The sequence below is a fragment of the Paenibacillus peoriae KCTC 3763 genome (assembly GCF_000236805.1).
In the GTDB taxonomy this organism is placed as follows: domain Bacteria; phylum Bacillota; class Bacilli; order Paenibacillales; family Paenibacillaceae; genus Paenibacillus; species Paenibacillus peoriae.
In genome coordinates this window covers 1-21,337 of record NZ_AGFX01000015.1, presented here as the reverse complement: position 1 = coordinate 21,337, position 21,337 = coordinate 1, and the positions used below count along the sequence as shown (strand labels likewise).

4 protein-coding genes are annotated in these 21,337 nt (G+C 48.5%); all 4 read right to left on the bottom strand.

Going from position 1 to position 21,337, the window contains the following annotated elements:
* Positions 1–44: 44 nt before the first annotated feature.
* Positions 45–4,676, bottom strand: a complete 4,632-nt coding sequence (locus KQI_RS0109840; protein ID WP_010346600.1) for a non-ribosomal peptide synthetase — start codon at positions 4,674–4,676, stop codon at positions 45–47.
* A gap of 24 nt (positions 4,677–4,700) precedes the next feature.
* Complete coding sequence (locus tag KQI_RS0109835; RefSeq protein ID WP_029390094.1) at positions 4,701–17,375, bottom strand: non-ribosomal peptide synthetase; 12,675 nt, start codon at positions 17,373–17,375, stop codon at positions 4,701–4,703.
* Complete coding sequence (fabD, locus tag KQI_RS0109830; RefSeq protein ID WP_010346597.1) at positions 17,350–18,573, bottom strand: ACP S-malonyltransferase; 1,224 nt, start codon at positions 18,571–18,573, stop codon at positions 17,350–17,352. The genes KQI_RS0109835 and fabD overlap by 26 nt, the downstream gene beginning before the upstream one ends.
* 826 nt (positions 18,574–19,399) lie before the next feature.
* On the bottom strand, positions 19,400–21,337 hold a 1,938-nt coding region (locus KQI_RS0109825), incomplete at its 5' end, for a condensation domain-containing protein (RefSeq protein WP_010346595.1).

Here is a 21,337-nt window from a genome sequence, read left to right as displayed (position 1 = left end):
AAAAAAGTTCACCTCTCCTCATCAGGTTCAGAATTTTCAAATTCCTATTTCAGTTGGTTTAACAGCTTATTTGTCAAGCGATTTGCAATATTTTCAAACTGGTCCAGAGACAATTGCCCATATGTAAAATCCGTCGGGCTTTGTTCTGCTGTATCCTTGGCACAGCAATGGCGAATAAGTTCGATCAGATGATTCTTAAAGCTGGCTGTAAGCCGCTCCACCGTCGATGCTTCATATTCACGTGCGTTGTATTCGAATAGAATGCGGAGTCTTTCGTCAGCCACCGCACCATGAATATCAAAGCTGGACGCTTTTTCAGTCAGAGGGCTGATTTCAGTACCAGCAAACGTGGATAGTGTTGAGGTACGCCATGTCGTACCTTCTCTGGCTTCTCCGTCAAAGCAAAAGCTGATTTCAGGTGGCTTGGCAGAAAAAAGAGTTGCCCTATCCTGCTGCTCCCTGTCGGTCAAGTAGCGTAAAATGCCATAGCCGACGCCCTTGTTGGGTACACGTCGCAAATTGTCCTTAACCAGCTTGATTTGATGGGCCAAATCTTCGGGCTTGCTCACATTTAGCACGAACGGATACACGGACGTAAACCTGCCGACTGTACGGGATACGTCAATGTCTTTAATCCATTCCGTCCTGCTATGACTTTCCACCTGGACTGCAATTTCAGCATGTCCGCTCCATTCCCGGTAAGCCAGTCCTAGTGCCGTTAGTAAAATATCATTTGTTTCTGTATTGTAAGCATCGTGCGCGTGCTTCAGCAGATTTTCGGTTTCTTCCCGGCTGAGTGTCACTTCGGATTGGCGACCGTCACGGATCAGGCTATCTGGAACCTCATGATCTTTTGGCAGTGAAAGTATTTCATGAGCTTCTACTGCATTCCAATAGCTGATTTCCTGTCGCGCCAGTGCGCTTTGTGCATACTTGGACAGACGTGCTGCCCATTCTTTGTAGGAATCGGTCTTGGCGGGCAGCTGTAGCTTTTCACCGTTAGCTAACTGTTGGTAGGTTGTTTCCAGGTCTTCCAGCAGGATTCTCCACGACACACCGTCTACGACAAGATGATGAATGACGATTAATAAATGATCGGCTTCCTGTAGCCGGAATAAAACCAAACGCACAAGCGGGCCGCTGCGCAAATCAAAGCGGCTTTGTAACGCATCAGCCAGCTGCGCGATTTCTTCCTCAGGCTGGTCAGCATGTAATAAATCGTAGCTTTCCAATGTAAAGTGTTCACCTTCGGCTATGGCTCTGTTATAGGCGACAGGTTCTTTTTCACGCTCATCAAAGGTCATGCGCAAGCCATCATGGTGCGTGGTCAGCTTATCCATGGCAATTCTCAGCCAGGTTTCGTTCCATCTTTCGGCGTTCTGGAGCATGACAGCCTGATTGTAATGATGACGTTCTGTTCGATGATGCTCAAAAAATTCCCATTGGATCGGTGTCAGCTCCACTACACCTTGTACTTCCCCCTGCGGGATGGTCCGGGTTACTTTTTTAATATAAGGAGCAATCAAATCAATTTGTGGATGACGGAACAAATCCTTCATGTCCATTTTGAGACCCTTTGCATTCAATCGGGCTGCGATTTGTAACGCTTTGATCGAATCGCCACCAAGCTCGAAAAAGTTGTTGCGCAGGCCAATCGGCTTAACGCCAATGACTTCCTCCCAGATGGAAGCGAGTGTTTGCTCCAGTTCGCTCTGCGGCGCTTCATACTCGACGTCGGTCAACACAAAATCTTCGGGTTCTGGAAGCGCACGTCGATCAATTTTACCGTTATGGGTCAAAGGCAATTGATCCAGCACGATAATATGTGCGGGCACCATATAGCTTGGCAACTGCTTGGCAAGCTCTGTCCGCAGGAAGGATTTGTCGGTTGTACCTGCTACGTAGGCGCACAAATACTTTTGTCCGGTCTTATCCGTTCTATCCGTGACCACCGCTTGGCGTACCTCATCCAATTGGAGTAGGGCCGACTCAATTTCTCCAGGTTCGATCCGGTAGCCACGAATTTTCACCTGAAAGTCAATCCGACCGATGAAATCAATGTTGCCATCCGGCAACCAACGGGCCAGATCTCCGGTGCGGTACAGACGCTCTCCATTATTAAAAGGATTCGGTACAAATTTCTCCGCCGTCAGGTCAGGACGGTTCAAATAACCGCGGGCCACAGAAGCGCCGCCCAAGCACAACTCCCCGGCTACGCCGACAGGGAGCGGACGCAAAGCCTCATCCACGATATATACTTTATGATTCGGCAGTGCCTTTCCAATCGGGACGATACCTGATGGAGGCAGACGTTCAGCTGTTTGTTCATAAAAGCTGGAATCAATAGCCGCTTCGGTTACACCGTAGGTATTCATGATGCGCATCGTATCGCCGAAGCGATTCAAAAGCGTCCGATAGTTTTCAACGCCAAAGCTGTCCGCGCCTGTAGTAAGCAGTTTCATGGCACTGACATTTATACCGTGTTCATATACGTAGTCCATAAGCAGCGTCAACAAGGCTGGCGGAACTTCAAACGTCGTAATTTTCTGCTGTTCGAGAACCTGGGCCAAAGCTGGAGGATCGCTGCGCACATCCTGCGGGCAAATGACCATGGTGCCTCCGTTCACGAATGTCTTGGCCAGATCACCGGCAAAGACATCGAACGACATACTGGCAATCTGAAGGAGCTTGACTGGAAACTCTTTTAACTGGTGAGCTTCTCTATAGCCCCACGCCGTATTTACGTAATGGCGATGCTCAATCATCACACCTTTGGCGTTGCCCGTCGTTCCCGATGTGTAAATGACGTAGGCCAAAGCCTCAGGATCATGAATAGGCGTGTAGATAGGCGCTTGTTGGTGAGAATGCTCCGCTTGTGAAGCTTGTTGAAGTAACGCTGGCAAGTCCAGCACTTCACCCGCAAAATCCACATCGGCCAATAGTTCAGTCAAGGAAGACTGTGTGAGCATAATCGTAGCCCCGCTGTCCTGAAGCATGTAAGCAATTCTCTCTTTCGGGTAGGTCGGATCGACAGGTACGTAGGCAGTTCCTGCCTTCATAATCCCTAACACAGCGATAATCATGTCTGCTGAACGCTCAAGCATCACGGCGACGAGATGTTCGCGCTTGCTCCCACGGCTTTGTAATGCTTGAGCAAGCAGATTGGCCTGCTCATTCAACTCATGATAGGTCAGTGTAGTATCTTCGTAGATGACAGCGGTCTGTTCCGGGATACGCTCTGCCTCCGCCTCGAATATCCCATGAAACGTTCCGGCAGGATAGTCGGCAACCGGTCCGCTCCATATATTGGCTAGCTCCGCCTCTTCTGTAGCGGTCAGCAAACGAATGTCCCGCAGCAGAAGTTCTGGTATACGTGCAATCTGAACGAGTGTATGCTCCAAATGTCCGGCTAACCGTGTCATCGCTTCATCGCTGTAGACATAGTTGTTGTAGGACAGCATAAAGCTCAGCGTATTTCCGTCCTCCACTTCGATGTTGAAGTGGTAAGGTGTTTCTTCGGACAGCTGGGCGTCCTCCACGACGAATCCAAGCCGTTCCTTCAGATCAGGCCGGCCAACCATATCCTCCAGCGGGTAGTTTTCAAATACAACAAAATGGTCCATGAGTTGCTGCTTGAGCGCTGACTGGGACTGTATTTCAGCGAGTGAAAAATAGTCATATGCCCGTGATTGAATCGTGCTGCGCTGCACTTCACGAAGCAGACCTGAGAATGGCTGATCTGCATCCAATTTGATTCGTACCGGTATGGTGTTAATGAAAAGTCCCAACATCTGTTCAACACCTTCAAGTTCCGGCGGTCGACCGGAAACAACGGTGCCGAAGACGACGTCCTCACTTTGGTTGTATCCCCCGAGCACTACTCCCCATGCAGCCAGAAACAGACTACTAAGGGTTGTTCCGTTGCGTTCAGCCACTGTCCGCAATTGACGGGTTGTTTCATCCGTGAGTGTTATTTTATGTTCATGCAGCAAGTACCCGGTATCTGCCTGGAGCGGATGGGCTACAGGCAGGGTGGGCAGCACGGCGGGCTGATCATAGCCGTTCAGGATAGACCGCCAGTATTCCTTCGCCGCCTCCTTATCCTGCTTATCCAGCCAGCGGGCATAGCCAGTATAGGGCTGCGGTGTTGGCAGTTGTACGGTCTTCCCCGCTTTCAGTGCTTCATAAGCCGCGAACAGCTCGTCCATAACGATGCCGAGGCACCAGCCGTCCATAATAATATGATGAAAGCTTAAAAACAGCGTATATGCGTTCGTTTGGTTTTGAAGCACAGCCAGACGAATGAGCAAATCCTTGCTCAGATCGTAACGATCATTCCGGTCTGCGTCTGCGTAGCTGCGAATGGCTTCAGCTTGCTCTGCCTCGGGAATATTCATCAAATTTACGTAACGAAGTGTTGGATTTCGCTCCTTAAACACGATAAGCCGCGAGCGGGAGGCACTTTTATGATAAATATTAGAACGAAGCGTTTCATGACGCTGCACCAGGGTCTCGAAGCTCTTTTGCAGAGCTTCCAGGTTCAGTTCACCCCGTATGGTCATTCGTACTTGCTCATAGTACGCCTGTGATTCCGGCTCCATCACTGTATGAAAGAGCATCCCCTCCTGCAAAGGCGTTAAATTGGCCACTTTTTCGATTTCAAGCCTTTTACTCATCGGATTTCCCCCTCGGGCGAATAATTATAGGCTTTCATAAAAATGCTTCATCTCTTCGAACTCGTCCAGATCCAGATCATCTGCCCCTACGTCTGTTGGTGTCAGTTCCTGACCGGACTGTTCCAGGCAATGACGGATGGCATTCAACAGGTGAGTTTCGAAGCGAGAGAAAAGTTGTTTGACCGTGCGCTCTTCATATACATTCCGGTCATAGGATATACGGATACTTAATTTTCCGTCTTCCAAGCGGCTATCCATATAAAGCGCATAAGATGAACTATTAACTGCATCCTTGCTACCTGCTCCCAGTTCAGCTTGCAGCGGCGATGTTGAAAAATAAACCGACTCCGGGTGTAGGGCGTCTATATAACGAAAACCGATTTCCGGATGACGAGAACGTTTGGAATCCGTTGGATTGCTGGCTTCGGTCAGATATCTCAATACACCGTAGCCCAATCCGTGATTTGGAACCTGCCGAACCGTTTCCTTCACACGCTTGAGCAACAGCGATAGTTCATCCGCAGATTTGATGTCCAGCACAACCGGATACACAGACGTAAACTGACCTACCGTTCTGGAGATATCCAGCGAATTTGTTTCATCCGGCTCTCGGCCAGGATTCTCCACGTAGAGTGCAATCCGTTCTTGTCCTGACCATTCGGACACTGTCTGACCCAGTACAGACAGCAGCACTTCATCTGGCACGGTATTGTAGGCATGGTTGACCTGTGTCATCAGCTGTCGGGTTTCGTCTGTTGATAATTGCAGGTGGAGCCGATGTATTTGTCTCTCCGCTCCAGAATCCACAATGACTTCATGGTCTTTGGGAAGCGTTCCCCACTCGGACAATTCTATCTTGTTCCAATAATCCTGCTCCTTGAGCAGCTCTTTGCTATTCGCATCATGCTCAAGGTGCTGGGCCCACGCTTGGTAAGCATTCGTTTTGTCCGGTAAGACAATCATTTCCCCATCCAGAGCTTGTCCGTAGCCTGTTGCCAGATCTTCGAGCATAATATTCCATGAAATGGCGTCAGCCACTAGCGGGTCTACAGTCAGGAAAAGATGATCTCCGCTATCAAGACGGAAAAGCCCTGCCCGAACTCGTGGTCCTTCAAACAGCCGCAGGCTGCTTTGCATCCGTTGGCATTCAGCTTTCAATTGGCTGCGGGCCTCACTTTCCGTTCCCGTAAGCGTCAGCACCTCCAGTGTGATAAGCTCCTCATGCAGTTCTTTGTGTACTTGTGTAATCGAACCGTCAGCCTGTTGTAACAAGCCAAGGCGCAGAGCATCGTGGTGCTCTACGATTTTCTTCAATGCTACTCGCAATGGCTGCTCGTCAAAGCCCGACTTTGCCAACAGCAGTACCGACATTGCGGCAGGAAGTGCCTCGGATGCTGGATGCCGTTCGAACACATCGATGAGATGTCGTTGTATCGGTGTCAGTGGTGCCTCTCCATCTACCAGGCCTTGGTCAATTGGCCGGGCAAGTGCTTCCGCATAGTCGCTCAGGCTTTCAATGGACGGATGCTCCAATACGTGGCGGATATCCAGTGAATATCCGTGAAGACGCATGCGTGCAATGACCTGAACTGCTTTGATGGAATCGCCTCCGAGCAGGAAGAAGTTATCCTGAATGCCCACCTGATCACGTCCCAAAACATCTTGCCACACAGCAGCCAAAGCTTCTTCCACATCATTTCGTGGCGCTACATAGACCATATCCGGTCGGAATAGCTTTTCAGGCTCCGGCAATGCTCTTCGGTCGGTTTTTCCGTTCGGTGTCAACGGTATCCGATCCAGAAACATGAAGTAAGACGGAACCGAGTAATACGGAAGCAACTTGGCGGCATGTTCATGAATGACCGTTATGCTTGGTGTTTCTTCTGAATGCAATACAATGTAGGCACACAAGACGGATTCTTGCTCTTTGTTTTGATTTACAGTGACAACTGCCTCTTGAATTGCAGGATGGCTCATCAAAGCATTTTCAACCTCCCCCAGCTCGATCCGGAATCCACGTACTTTCACCTGATGGTCGATTCGGCCGATAAACTCCAGACTTCCATCTGCTTTCCAGCGAGCGAGGTCACCCGTTCTGTACATTCGGGTCCCTGTTGAAAATGGATTATCCACAAATTTTTCCGCCGTCAACTCCTCGCGCTTCCAATAGCCACGGGCCAGCCCTTCCCCTGCAATGCATAGCTCGCCCGGTATACCGATGGGCTGTAATCTGTCCTGCGCATCCAGGACATAAATGTGCGTATTCGCAATGGGGCGTCCGATGTCAATCTGATTAGCATGGGTAAGTTCCTGCACTGCCGACCAAACCGTCGTTTCCGTAGGTCCGTACATGTTATAAATGCGGGGACCATTCAATTTCTGCAATGCCTCCAGCAGCCTGAGCGGAAGCGCTTCTCCCCCAACCATAATTTCCTGTACACCTTGCAGCGCACGAGAGCCTTCCTCATGACTCAGCAGCATGTGCAGCCGGGATGGCGTCATTTGCAGCATGTCAATATGATGTACAGTAATCAGCTCGCCAAGTGCCTCAGGATCGACCTGATGATGGCGGTCGCCTAGCACGACGGTCATTCCGCCCAACAGCGGCAGAATCGTTTCCAAAACGAAAATATCAAACGAAATGGTGGTTAGCGATAAAATCGTTTTATTCGCTGCAAAGCCGATCACTTCACGCATTCCTGTAATAAAATTCAGCACCGAGCGATGCTGGAGCATAACTCCTTTCGGATTTCCGGTTGAGCCAGAAGTATAGATGACGTAAGTCAGATGCTCCGGCTGAGCAGTGGCTTTCAGATTCGTCCTTTCCCCTTGATATACTTCCTCATCTTCGACAAACAGCGTGTTGTCACTGTAATGGTGTTCTCCTACCAGTTCGCGACTGGTCAGGAGTACGGCAGCCTCACTGTCACTCAGCATATATTCAATACGGGCTGACGGATATTCAGGGTCGATAGGCACATAAGCGCCACCCGCTTTTAGCACGGCGAGCAGACCGATAATCATTTCTGCCGAACGCTGTACCATCAGGCCGACCAGCTTATCAGGTCCTACACCATGGGCTTGAAGTACCCGTGCCAGTGAGTTTGCGCGTTCGTTCAACTCCCGGTAGGTCAGACGCTGATTTCCGAACACCAATGCTATATGATCTGGCGTCTGTACGACTTGCTTTTCAAACTGCCCGTGGACTGTCTCATGGTACGGAAAAGGTACGACTGTATCATTAAATCCCGTTAGCAGCAATTGCTTCTCTGCATCAGATACGATCGTAATATCGGCCAACCGCACCCCGACATCCTGCGTCACTGTTTCCAAAATTCGCACATAATGCTCTGCCAGCCGCCGGATGGTCTCCGGTTTAAACAGCTTTGTGCCATACTCCAAAGTGAAGGACAAACGTTCTTTTTCCTCGGTCACATGCAATGAAAAATCTACCTTGGATATGCCCGCGTTGAATTCTTCCGGTTTAAAACGAATGCCGCCTGTTTCCAAAACATCGGTGCCGACATTTTGTAAACTGAACATTGTATCGAACACCGGGTTTCGACTTACGTCGCGTACCAGCTTCAGCTTGTCTACAAGCTCATCAAACGGGTATTCCTGATGCTCCAGTGCCAGCAGCGAGTTTTGCTTTACCTCCTGCAAAAAGGATTGGAACGTTAAAGAAGCTTGCGGCTGATTGCGAAGAACCAGCGTATTGACGAACATGCCAATCATCGCTTGCGTATCCACATGCCGTCTTCCGACAACAGGTGTACCCACGATAATGTCCTCTTGGCCAGAATATTTGCCCAGCAGAACATTATAAGCCGCCAAAAGTACCATAAAAATCGTAGATTCGGTATCTTGGGCCAATTTGTAGAGTCTACTGGCAAGTTTGGATTCCAAGGTGACGGTCAAGCTGTCACCTTCAAAGCTTTGTGCTTGCGGACGTGAAAAGTCTGTAGGCATATTTAGTACAGGAAGCTCGCCATTCAAGGTCTGGAGCCAATATGATTCATGCGCTTGCCATGCGTCGTCAGTGATCTGCTGCTTCTGCCAAGCAACAAAGTCTTTGTAGTGAAGCTGGATGTTCGCAAGCTGTCTACCCTGATACCGTTGAATGATTTCATCCAGCAGCACGGCCATGGAGAAACCATCGGACACGATGTGATGCATATCCACTAGCAGATTGAAGCCACCCTCGATAAATTCGTACAGTTCAGCGCGGAATAAAGGAGCTGTTCCCAGATGAAATGGCTGAACAAACAAGGTCCGAGCCTGTTTTCCTTCTTCCTTGGAAATACGGGTATACGGGATGTCGAATGGAATCGTGTCCCGAACTTTTTGTACCACTTCCCCGTCTTCCAGATCGAAATACGTCCGAAAGGATTCATGACGCAAAATAACTTCCCTAACGGCTTCAATGAAGCGGGGAACCTCCAGATCTCCCTCTATGAAAAGCTGACCGGGTACATGATAGGCCGTTCCGCCTCCCAGCTGATCCAGCACGTACATTCTCTTTTGGGAAGAAGATAACGGATAGAAGGCTTGTGATTTCACAGATACAATCGGTTCATAGGTCTTCTTTGTTCCACCCGCAATATATGTAGCCAGCTCAGCAATCGTTTGCAGTTCAAAAATGTGGCTAAGTGGAATATGTACACCCAATTCCTTGTTGACTCTCGACAGGATGACCGTCGCTTTTAGTGAATCACCGCCCAGTTGAAAAAAGTTATCGTCATAGCTGATATTCGTTACATTCAGAACATCCTTCCAAATGTCCACGAGCTGATCTTCTATGTCGTGGTTCTCAGAAGCGGCGTCTGTTTTAGTGAATACGCTTACTTTCCCCGGTTCTGGCAAAGCCTGTAGATCAGGCTGACCATCCGGCAGAAGCGGGATATGATCCATAGAAATCCAAAAACGGGACTGCGTATAATCTGGAAGAATTTCAATTGCAGCCTTTTTTAGCGCGGCTTCGTCCCAAGGCTTCGATGCGTTTGCAACCACATAGGCGGTTATATATGAGACTTTTCCAGCTTCGCCCGTTTGCGGTGTAATGACGCAGGACTCCAATTGGAAAATTTGCAGCAGGTGTTTCTCCAACTGCTCCAGATTAACCTGATGTCCGCGAATGTGGATGGTCCGATTCAAATTTCCAATATGCCGCAGCTTGCCATCGTGCTCCACGTAAGCCCATTCCCGGGTTGTTCCCAACAGGCCTGCTACTGAGGCTTGATACACCTCCCCTGCTGTCCCAACAGGTGCCAAATGCTTGTAGGCATCGAGGACACAAAGATAGTTTCCGTTGGCATCGGTATTTGCTGCCCATGCAGCTCGAAGTTGTTCGTTCTCCGGCTCACGGAGTAAAGACAACGCGGAAACACGAGCCCCTTCTTCCTCTACAATGGAATGCAGCAGATTCAGGAAATATCCTGACCAGGCTTCGATTATGTTTGGCTGAAAAAGATCCGAATTGTAGTCGAAATCAAGACGCAATTGCTTCTGCGCCTCTGTCACGTTCAAAAACAACTCGTATTTGCTGAATGATACCTCATTCTCAACGAGTTCTGCTTCCAGTCCATAGAATTGAAAACGCGGAATCGGTCGATCCATATTAAATACAGCGTTAATGACAGGCAAATGCCTCAGCCCCAGCTGAGCGAGTCCGGCAAAGCTGTACTTTTGCAAGCTTTCCAGTTCATTCATGCGCTTTTTGACCGCTTGGGCATGCTCCGTAAAAGTAGCATCAGGACGCACTTCACTGATCATCGGAAGCAAGTTGACACAGTTGCCGATCAGAGAGAAGGCGTCCATATGGGATTGTCCTGCGGTGGGAACCCCCACCGTTACTTCCTGCTGCCCTGTCAGGCGATGCAGAAAAACCTGAAAGGCGGATAACAGCGTTATAAAAAGACTGCTGCCAAGCTTTATGCTGGCGGATCTCAATTGTTTAACGAGCGTCGCTTCGAGCATTACAGTATGTCTGCTTCCTCTGGAAGACGGAATCTGTATTCCCCTCACCGGAGATGGCAAATGGAGGACCGGCTGCTGCTTTTCCAGCACTGCCGACCAAAAAGCTAGGGCCTCTTCTTTCCCGGCTTTCAATTGATCCTGCTGCCAAACAACGTAATTCCGAAAAGGTACTGGATCGGGAAGGCTGTAGTCAGCATGTCGGACAAGCGTAGAATAGATCTGCTCCAGTTCCTGAATGAATACACCAATCGACCAGCCATCCGCGATAAAATGATGAAACGTAAAGACACTTAAATGCTCTTCATCCGATATTTTCAGCAGATGAATCCGGAATAACGGCTCGCCTGGCGTCATGGCAAACGGGGTTTCGCTGTCCTTGATCATCCATGCCCGGATATGCTGCTCCTGTTCATTGGGAGGGTGACTGGTAAAATCATGAATCGGGACTTCCACTTTCATCACAGGAGCGATCACCTGAGTTTCCCCATCGCCGCTCATAAAGATATGTAAGGCTTCATGACGGTTTACGATGGTCTGGACAGCCTGCTTGAACGCCTCCTGCTGAAGTGGACCACGAAACCGCAACAAGGCGGTTTCGTGTAAAGACTGAGAGTCACTTCGATCTGAAACAGAGGCGAACCAAAGCTGCTTTTGGTCTGGAGTTAACGCAATCACCGTTTCTGCTGCTTCAGCCTCTGGAGGTACAGTTACAGGTTGCTTGCCCGGCCCCGGGCCGTTTCCATTCGGGGGCGGGTCCGGTAAAAATCCCCCTTTACGCAGCTCGTTCACGCTATCCTTGACCGCTTGTACGATTCGTGCAATATCTTCCTCGGTATGGGCCGTGGACAAGAAGCAATTTCGTCCCTCCCAGATATAGATGCCTTTGTCCAGCATGTGATAAAAGAACAATTCCAGATCGCCTTTGAGCACGAAGCGGAATAGGGAGCCATAGTGAACAACCTTCATAGGTACGTTCTCGTCAGTAAAATAGCTGTTCAGCTCCGCTGCTAACGCCGAGGTGCGGCTGTTCAAGCGATTTTGCAGTCGCTCGCCATTTTTCTCCAAATGGTCCAGCACCGCTAATGATGCAGCCATGGCCAGCGGATGATGGCAGAAGGTTCCTGCGACAAAGGTTCGCTGCTGCTCATGCTGCGGATAGGAATCGTCACCGAAGCTCCATGCGCCTCCGTCGATCCCGTTCATAAAGGCGGCTTTTCCAGCGACGATGCCGATGGGCAGCCCGCCGCCAATGATTTTACCGTAGGTCACGAGGTCGGCTTGCACCCCAAACCACGCTTGGGCTCCCCCGGGCTGAATCCGGAAGCCTGTGATGACTTCATCGAATATGAAGGCAGTACCCGACTGCTCCGTAATCTGGCGAATTTCCTGCAAAAAGGCTTTAGGCTGGAAATCTGGCCGGCGGCTTTGCACTGGCTCCACTATAACCGCGGCCAGTTCATGCGCATGGGTGCGGATATAATCCAGGGAATCGTCTGCCCCATAATGAAGCACGATGACATCATCCACCATATGCTGCAAGATCCCTGGAGCTAGAGGTGTCGAATGCTCCTTGTTATCACCGGCGCTCCCCAGTGCCAGCACCCCGTCGAATGTACCGTGATACGAACCGGCAAACAGGACGACTTTGGCTCGTCCTGTGGCAGCACGTGCCAAACGGAGCGCGACCATAACGGCCTCGGTGCCAGAATTGTACAGGGCAATCCGTTCCACGCCGGTCATCTTGCATATTCGCTCGGCGACCTGTCCGGCCATGTTGGACATGGGGCCGACACACATGCCGTTTTTAAGCTCTTCCTCAATCTTTTCACGAATAAAGGCTGGATTGTGTCCGAACAGATTCACACCAAAGCCCATCGTCAAGTCGACATATTCATTGCCGTCCAGATCCCAAATTTTTGAACCTTCTGCACGCTGGGATACAATTTGATACACCATTTCCTTCAAAACAGGCCGGAAACCAGCCACATTACGGTTATTGGCGTATACGGAGCGATACTGCTGGGTGTACTGTTTGGTACTATGCGTACGGGCCGTGTAGCGCTCAATCAGTTCTTGCAGGTGTTGTTCCTGACGGAGTGAAAGCAATTCACGTGCTTTAACATCCATCTTTTTATAAGGCGTAAACGGCTTGGCTTCATTGCCTGTCTGCTTGGAATCAGCCTTTACGGATAAAGCCGGTGCTAATGCAGCCGCGACTTTCTGCTTGGACTCAGTATGGATGATCTGCGCGCTTTCACGACTTGCCGATGGCAAAACGCCCGTTTCCGAGCTAAATGGCTCGGAAGCTATTACAGGTGCAGCTGGCTGATGCCGGAGAACATCGAGCTGCTGTGACATCAGATGTAGCTGTTGCTCCAAAATTCGCTCTACAGCCGCAGGAGCTGAAGCAGTTCGGAAGCTTTGAGCTCCTGTTTGCCCAGCAGGATCTATGGCATAAACGGATGCGGCAGCCGGAACGGCGGATTCATGAGACGGTTGGGTTAACGGGAAAGCTGTATGATCAACCTGGTTCAACGTTGTTTCTGAACGATTTTCCACAGATTGAACCAGGGTTTCAGCAGAAGTGGACATGCTCACCCGCTCGGCTACGTAGCTGGCCAACAGTTCCAGCGTGGTCAACGATTCGAAAAATTCGTTCATTGGAACGTCCAGTCCGAAGGTATCCTTGATACTGTGGCGAACCTGGGACAAATTAATGGAATCCAGCCCAAGCTCCAGAAAATGTGTTTGTGGCTCCAGTTCCTCCAGGCTGAGCTGAGATACGTTACCGATCATTTTCGCTAACTTTTGAAGAATAGAAAATTTGTGCAGATCGGTAGCAGATGCCGACGCTGAATACTCGTTCCCCATCATTCCAGACTCCTTTACTATAGAGTTTTCATGAACTGGTGCCTTCTGTTCCGTTCGGACCTGTTCGGGCACGTTAATCCAGCATCTTTTCCGTTCGAATGGATACGTAGGCAGAGAAACCTTTTTATAGTGCTTACCTGCATAGAGGGTATTCCAATCGATTTGCGCTCCTTGCACGTACCTGGCAGCTAGCTGCTCAAGTGATTGCAACGTGTCCAGGCTCCCCGTGACCATCTCTGCGCCACCTGTGCTATCCGCTTTCCCGGTGTATACACCTTCGACGACTCTGCCTTGTTCGTGCAACTGAAGCACCTTCTCTTTCAACGCATCCGCTCCTGCGGCAGTCACAGCAATCCGGTGGTTCAGGTGACTTCTGCCTGTATTAGCCGTATAGCATACATCCTGCATCACGAGTTTGTCCGCGCGTCCGAACCGTTCTGCGTACCGCCCAACCAGCTCTCGCAAAGCGGATTCACTCCGTGCTGACAGGGTCAACAGCAGCGGTGATGATCTATTGTTGCTGTCCATTGACGCTTGGTCTGATTCCGTCTTCGCTATATATTCCTCCAGTACCACATGACAGTTTGTCCCGCTGAATCCAAAGGAACTCAGCCCGCTTCTTCTCGGGAATCCGTTCGTCTTCCATTCCCTCAGCTTCGTATTGGCATATACCGGAGATTCCTCAAAATGGATCTTCTGGTTGGGTGTGCGGAAATGAACGAGCGGTGCAATCTGTTGGTGCTTCATGGACAGTACGGATTTGATCAAACCCGCAATCCCGGCGGCTTCGTATAAATGACCGATATTCGTTTTGACCGTGCTGATCGCCACAAACTGCTTACGCTGTGTATGCTTGCGGAAAGCCTTGGTAATGCCGTCAATCTCCACCGGATCGCCCAGCTTGGTTCCGGTTCCATGCGCTTCGATATAGCTGATCGTTTCAGGATCAATCCGTGCATCGTGCCACGCCTGCGAAATCACTTCTGCCTGAGCCAGCGCATTCGGCGCGGAAATACCAATCGTGCTGCCGTCCTGATTGATGGCACTTCCCTTGATCACGGCTAAAATGTTGTCACCGTCTTGTTCCGCTTTGTGCAGCGGCTTCAGGAAAACGGCTCCAACGCCTTCACCCCAGCCCGTTCCGTCCGACTGGTCGTCGAAGGCGCGTGCCCGATCATCGGAGGATTCCATGCCAATGCCCGCTTTCAGCGGCAGCAAAATCGTCTTCACTCCACCTGCCAAGGCCATGTCGCAGTCTCCATTAAGGATGGACTTGCAGGCCAGATGCACTGCTACGAGTGAGGAAGAGCATGCTGTATCAACGGTGAGCGCTGGGCCTTTTAGATCGAGCAAATATGCAATCCGGCTGGAAATAATGGACGATAAATTACCAAGAGCAAAGTTCGGCAGCGCGCCCGGTTCCACCTCGGACAACAAACGCTCGTATTCGAAGCTGGTTTTGGAGAAGCCGACATACACGCCGACCTTTTGGCCTGCCAGTTGCTTCCCCCCATACCCCGCATCCTCAATCGTACTCCAGGCCGTTTGTAGAAATAACCGTTGATTCGGGTCCATAAGTGAGGCTTCCCGTGGAGTCAGCTTAAAGAAGGAGTAATCGAACTTGTCTACTTCATCCAGATAGCCGCCTTCTGCAATTTGCATATTCCGTCCTTCCGTATTCAGACGCGAAATGAAAGCTTCGGCATCTTTTCTTCTTTCGTCGCTGTACGGGCCGATATTGTCAGCGCCTGATGCCACATTCGCCCAAAACTGCTCCAGTGTTTCCGCTTGAGGAAACTTGCCTGACATGCCGATGATCGCGATATCCCGGACATTTGCTTCCCCCTCGACCTCGGGCTGTGCTGTTGCAGCCGCGTCACTGCTCATGCCCTGACTGGAAATATACGCAGCAAGCTTGGCGATGGTCGGATAGGAAAAGAAGTCCGTCACCTCAATATGAATCCTTAATTGATCCTCCAACTGGTCCACAATTTGAACGAGCTGCAAGGAAGTCACTCCGATATCAAAGTAGCTATCGTCCGTCCCGATCGACTTTACATTTAAAATATCCTGGCAGATTCCAATCAGCTTCTGTTCTATTTCTCCTTGAGGCAAGACTGTACGCTCAGCTGTTTGCACGGTTTGAGTGGCCTCGGCCAGAGTTGTCAGTATCTCATTAAATTCGCCCTGCTCATAACTCTGGGCTAATTTGAAGCGCTGAACTTTCCCACTGGTTGTTTTAGGGATACGCCGGATCGGAACCACATCCTGAATGTGCCAACCTCCCCGGTAATTCAGATGGCTTTTCAGCTTTTGGACAAGCGGTACAAAATGCTCTATCTTTTTCGTGTGCATCACAAAGGCAACAATACGATCCTGCCTGGTTTGCGCATCATGTACACCGCACACAGCTACTTTCCCGAGATCCACGCCATCCAGTTCCTCGGCAATCCTCTCGATGTCATGCGGGTAGACATTCTGTCCGTTCACGAAAATGATATCCTTGGCTCTGCCGGTAATAGTCAGGCGGCCGTTCCGCATAAAACCTAAATCTCCGGTGATAAGCCAGCCATCCTCTGTTTTGACCTTCGCGGTAGCCTCTGGATTGTTATAGTATCCAGCTGTCACATTCTTGCCGCGGATCTGTGTGTGTCCAATCACCCCATCTTCGAGCACCTGATTTTGTTCATCGCAAATGCGGACAGAGGTACTGGCCAACGGATGCCCCAAATCTACAAAAGTAAGACACCGCTTGTCGGACTTGTCCACTTCTTCTATGGGTTCACCTACGTGCAACTGCTGCCGATTCAAATGAATGGGGATAAAAGTACCTTTGTCCAAAGGTGGAGAGGATACACCCACACTCGCTTCTGCCAATCCGTAGACAGGTAACATCGCATTTTTATTCAAACCATGAACACTCATTGCATCCATAAATATATGACAAAGCTCCACGGATACGGGCTCAGCTCCATTTAAGATCATACGAACGCTTGACAAGTCCCAGTTAGCTGCTGCTTCAGGTTTATACTGATCGAGAAAAAATTTATATCCGAAATTGGGAGAGCATATTTGAGTCACCTTATGCTCCGATACTTTTTTTAGCCATAAAGACGGGCGCCTTATAAAAAGTGCCGTCGGCATAATCAACTGCTTGGCATTAGCGATCACACAGGTTAAATGAAATGCGATCAATCCCAGGTCATGCGTAAGCGGCATCCAGCCCAAATAAGCATCCCTGGAGCTCATACCCGTTTGATTTGCGATATCCCGAATATTGTAAACCAAATTTTCATGCGTCAGCATGACTCCCTTGGGATCACCTGTAGAACCTGAGGAAAATTGGATAAAAGCTAAATCCTCCGGTTTGGATATATGGATTACACCTTTACTCTGATTGGAATAATCGAATGTATGGCTTGAAAAAGTCGCTTTTTTAACAGGCACAAAGGAATCCAGCAGTTCGTGCTGGTGCGCGTATTTTTCCAACTGCTCCAATACCTTGTCATCTGCAATCATATAAGGGCGGGAGAGTGTGTTCCAGATTTTAAACAATTTCATTTTATGCTCATCATTATTTCCTATACTTACAGGAACAGGAACGATTCCACCGAGTAGGCAACCCCAAAATACATTCACAAAGGTATGATTGTCGTCGATCTGCATGATCAGCTCATCGCCAGGTTGTATCCCTTTCTCCTGTAATTCATAAAGTACCTTTGATGCTTGCTCCAGAAGTTCACTGTAGGAAACGTATTCCTCTTGTTTATCACCGGAAATAAAGGTGATTCCGTTCTCATCCCGGCTTGCACGGTCTTGAATGATTTCAACTAAAGTTTGAAACTGCTCCATCCTGATCCCTCCTCAATTGCTCTAACATTACTTTCTGCTCTCCTTCGGAGACCTGTTTGGTTTGCAACACCAGGCGAATACACTCCAGTATTTCCTGTCTTTGCTCAGAAGCAGGAGGTGGACTGCTGCCTGATTGCGAGTTTCGCAATAATTCTTCCAGTCTCCGAACAGGTAAAATAACACCTTTTCGATAATCATCTTCATTCCAATTGGCATTGGGGGTAGACACCGCCAGTGAAAGGGAACGAGCAACCCAATCACGGATTGAGAAACGGCGTTCCAGTTCAACGCGATCCAAGTCTCTGTCCAGGGACAGCAATTCAATGGTCGTGTTTATTTCCTTCGCCAAATTTTTCAGCACCGTTCGTGGACCTAACTCGATGCCTTGTTTCACGCCATGATTCGCCATATACTGCATGGTTTGAATCCACCGAACCGGGTGAGTCATTTGCAAAATCAATCCTTGACGGATGCTGTCAACATCGGAGTATGGCTGAGCCGTCACATTGGAGATCACGGGCCACTTCGCCTCATTAAAAGTGTATTTTTGCAGCTCTGCGGTCAGTCTATCCGCAGCATGCTGCATGAGCGGACAATGAAAAGGACCGCTGACCTGCAAGCGCGTAATTTGGGCTCCCCGCTGTTCTAACTCGCCAGCTACCACAGCGACGGAGGTGTGATGACCTGAAATGACATGCTGGTTAGGTGAATTGTAACAGGCAATGGCAGCAGGCTGATCGATTGTGGAGTGCAAACGACAGAATTCTTCCACGGCGCCTGGCTCAGCTCCGCGAACGGCTATCATGCTGCCCAGTCCGGCCACTGCGGCTTCTTCCATGAAGCGTCCCCGCTCTTGGACCAGTCGTAAAGCGTCACCGAAGGATAGAACACCGCTACTTACCAGAGCTGAATATTCACCCAGGCTATGACCTGCTGAAAATTCAGGGATAATCCCGATTTCGTGCATATAACGCCGGAATGCAATAACGCTGATCGTAAGAAGTGCGGGCTGAGTATAGAATGTTCTGGATAGCTGGGTAAGCGGACCTGACATGCATAAAGCTTTCAGATCATATCCCAAAATATCAGCAGCCTCTTCGAACAAGCGATCCACTTCTGTAAAGCCGCTATGCCATGCCGCTCCCATTCCTACATACTGAGACCCTTGTCCCGGAAAAACCAAAGCCATGTAATTCATACCAAACCCCTTTCCTCCCCACAAAGATGTGGCAAAACAAAAATGTTTTTACGATTCAGGTGTTAATGTACATATGTATGAAGACATCGGATGTAGAGGTAAATACAGCAAAAAGCAACAAAAAATATTACCAGAAAAACAGTAATCGACATGTAAAAGTGAATTGGTTATGGAGTTTCCATTCGTGGTGTGGTTGAGATCAAAAGTCAGGCGTGTGAGTAGACTTGGAAGTGTAAAAACCATGGAGTATACTGGAATTTCAGGCTTGGAACCTAAAATTCAGCATCATAGATGAATGTGATGAGAAATTACTGAGGACATACAGGATTTTTTCCATATGTAAACATTAAATGTGAAATATTTTAATTATATAATAAATATGGATTCGAAAAATGTCAATATCTTTTTAAATTCCTTTAATAAGAAAAAATTGCGATATATAAATGTTTTTGTTTCATTATAAACATAAAAGTAAATTAAAGTATGGCATTATAATGTATAAATATATTATACACACAAACAATGCCCTCTTTTGTCTAAAAATCAGGCATTGTTTGTAAATTTTAATGAATTTTTGTAAAATTTCTGTGTAGTATGTGTAAGAAACGGATTTTGTGTTATATCTGGTGCTTAACAAACCAATTTGTAATGCGTTACAGTCGTCCCACATGAAGCTGCGGATGCCCTTTTCGTGAAAGTTTGCTTGTATATAAAAAATTCCCTCTCTCGGTTGACATGACCCGAAAGCACCCTTATATCGGTTACTTTCATGAGAGAGGGGGATTGATAAGATTTTTTTATAGTTAAAACGTATATCTTCAGTTCTTTACTGCGGTATGGTCAGACCCGAAAGGACCTTTTCATTTACAGCTTGGAAGATTCGATAAATTTCCTCGTAGTCTTCCTCATACGGAAGGAACAGAGAAATTTTCAGAACACTTGCTGTATAAGCAGACTCGAAGAAAATGGCTTTGCCTCCATTAGCCTCTTTTTTCGGCCTATTCAAAGTACCGAGCAACTTCGAGTCTTCCTGCATTTCACCCAAGTAGTTGAACACAATAGGTAATTGTTCAAAATTCTTTTTTAGAATGCTGCTTGATTGCGGGTAAGCTGATTTCATTTCTTCGTTAAAGATCAAATTGAAGAAATTCAAATAGTGATTTACGGCAACATCCAAGGGCTTCTGAATATCGTTTTCATAGGATATCTCCTCTTCCTTCTGGAGCAAAACAGGAATATGATCAATATATTCTCCCAGTGACCCAAAGTAGTTCCGATCCCCATATTGTCGTCCATACTGCGTCAACCATAATGGAACTTCGGACTGTTCAAAGTAACTGCTAAAGAACTGAAATCCCATTTGCAACGAAATATCCGACAGGTTTGCAGCCCCGTCCTGTTTTGGAATATCATGCAGCTTCAGTTCCCAAGTAAATGAGGTGGATTCTGCATAGTTACATTCCCGGGTCCTTGTATGGATTCGGCTATTGTTGTTGTCAAACGCATGGAGCTTAAATTGCTCCACAATGTTCTGATCACTGATTCCTTGAGGACCTTGACGGATAAGATCGACATAATCGTGATAATGGAATGTTTTAACTGTCTGACTCTGCTGTGTGTGATCGTATTCCTCAAGAAGCTGATTATGCAGAACTACACTGCTCGTAGCATCAAAAATAATATGTGAACATGGCAGCAGCAGTAAGTGTTCCCGCAGATTCAAGCGAACCAGCGTAATCCGGTACTGCAAAGATTTGGTCTGCTCATAAGGTTCAAAATAGAGATTTGACATGATGGATGTAAGAAGCTGTTGCTGTTCCTTCACAGGATAGACTGAAAGATCTACACAGGGCAATGAAATATGTTCTGGAGTTGACCGTACTTCCCATTCCCATATTCCATCCGAACATACAAGCACACTTCTCAGTAATTCATGGCGTTGAATCAACTGTCGAACCGCTGTAGTCAGACGCTCCACATCCACGTATTGGTCCAGCCGGATCACGGTACCCGAGGGAGCCGGGTGCATCAAATGATAATGCTGAGCAGGAGCCAGCGGGAAACGATGGATAACCTTTGATCTGAGTAGGTACTTATTCCAGCGGGCATTCATTTTAGCGATTTTTATAATCCATTCCTCAGACTCTAACGGACGCTGACGGCTGTTTGCCTGCTCCTCGTCTGTCTGCTCCAGCTCTGCATACCCTGTGCTGACCCATTGGCCGGCGTCTTCCTCACCCATAGGAACGATATAGTGAGGGTGCAGTTCAGAATGAATATGAGACGAAATTCCCACGGTCATTTCACTCATCTGATCTGGTCGGTACGGATATACCTGCAAAAATACATAGTCGTGCTCATCGTTGGCTACGAATTGAAGCATAGCCTGTACTCCAAAGGTTTCGCTAATCCATTGTTCAGCTTCCGTTAAATCTGTAAGCAATGAAGTATCTTGCTTGGTGGCAACTTTATCAAGGGATAGCAGATCGGACAAGCTTCGAATGGTTTGGTGTTGCAACACTTGATGTATGCCCAATGGAATACCTGATTCCTGTGCTTTGGTGACGAGTTGAATCGCCTTTAAAGAATGTCCTCCAAGTTCAAAGAAGTTCTCGTCGATACTTACCTGTTCTCTACCAAGCACCGTTTGCCAGAGATTCGCCAATTGTTGTTCCACTTCATTTCTTGGAGCAACGTAGACAATATCTGAACTACTTGCCAATTCTGGCATAGGCAGTGCTTTACGGTCGATTTTACCGTTCGG

What these genes read in the sequence shown, in the direction of transcription:
- KQI_RS0109840 (WP_010346600.1), bottom strand. Translation starts at nt 4,676, where the DNA reads ATGAGTAAAAGGCTTGAAATCGAAAAAGTGGCCAATTTAACGCCTTTG.
- KQI_RS0109835 (WP_029390094.1), bottom strand. Translation starts at nt 17,375, where the DNA reads ATGGAGCAGTTTCAAACTTTAGTTGAAATCATTCAAGACCGTGCAAGC.
- fabD (WP_010346597.1), bottom strand. Translation starts at nt 18,573, where the DNA reads ATGAATTACATGGCTTTGGTTTTTCCGGGACAAGGGTCTCAGTATGTA.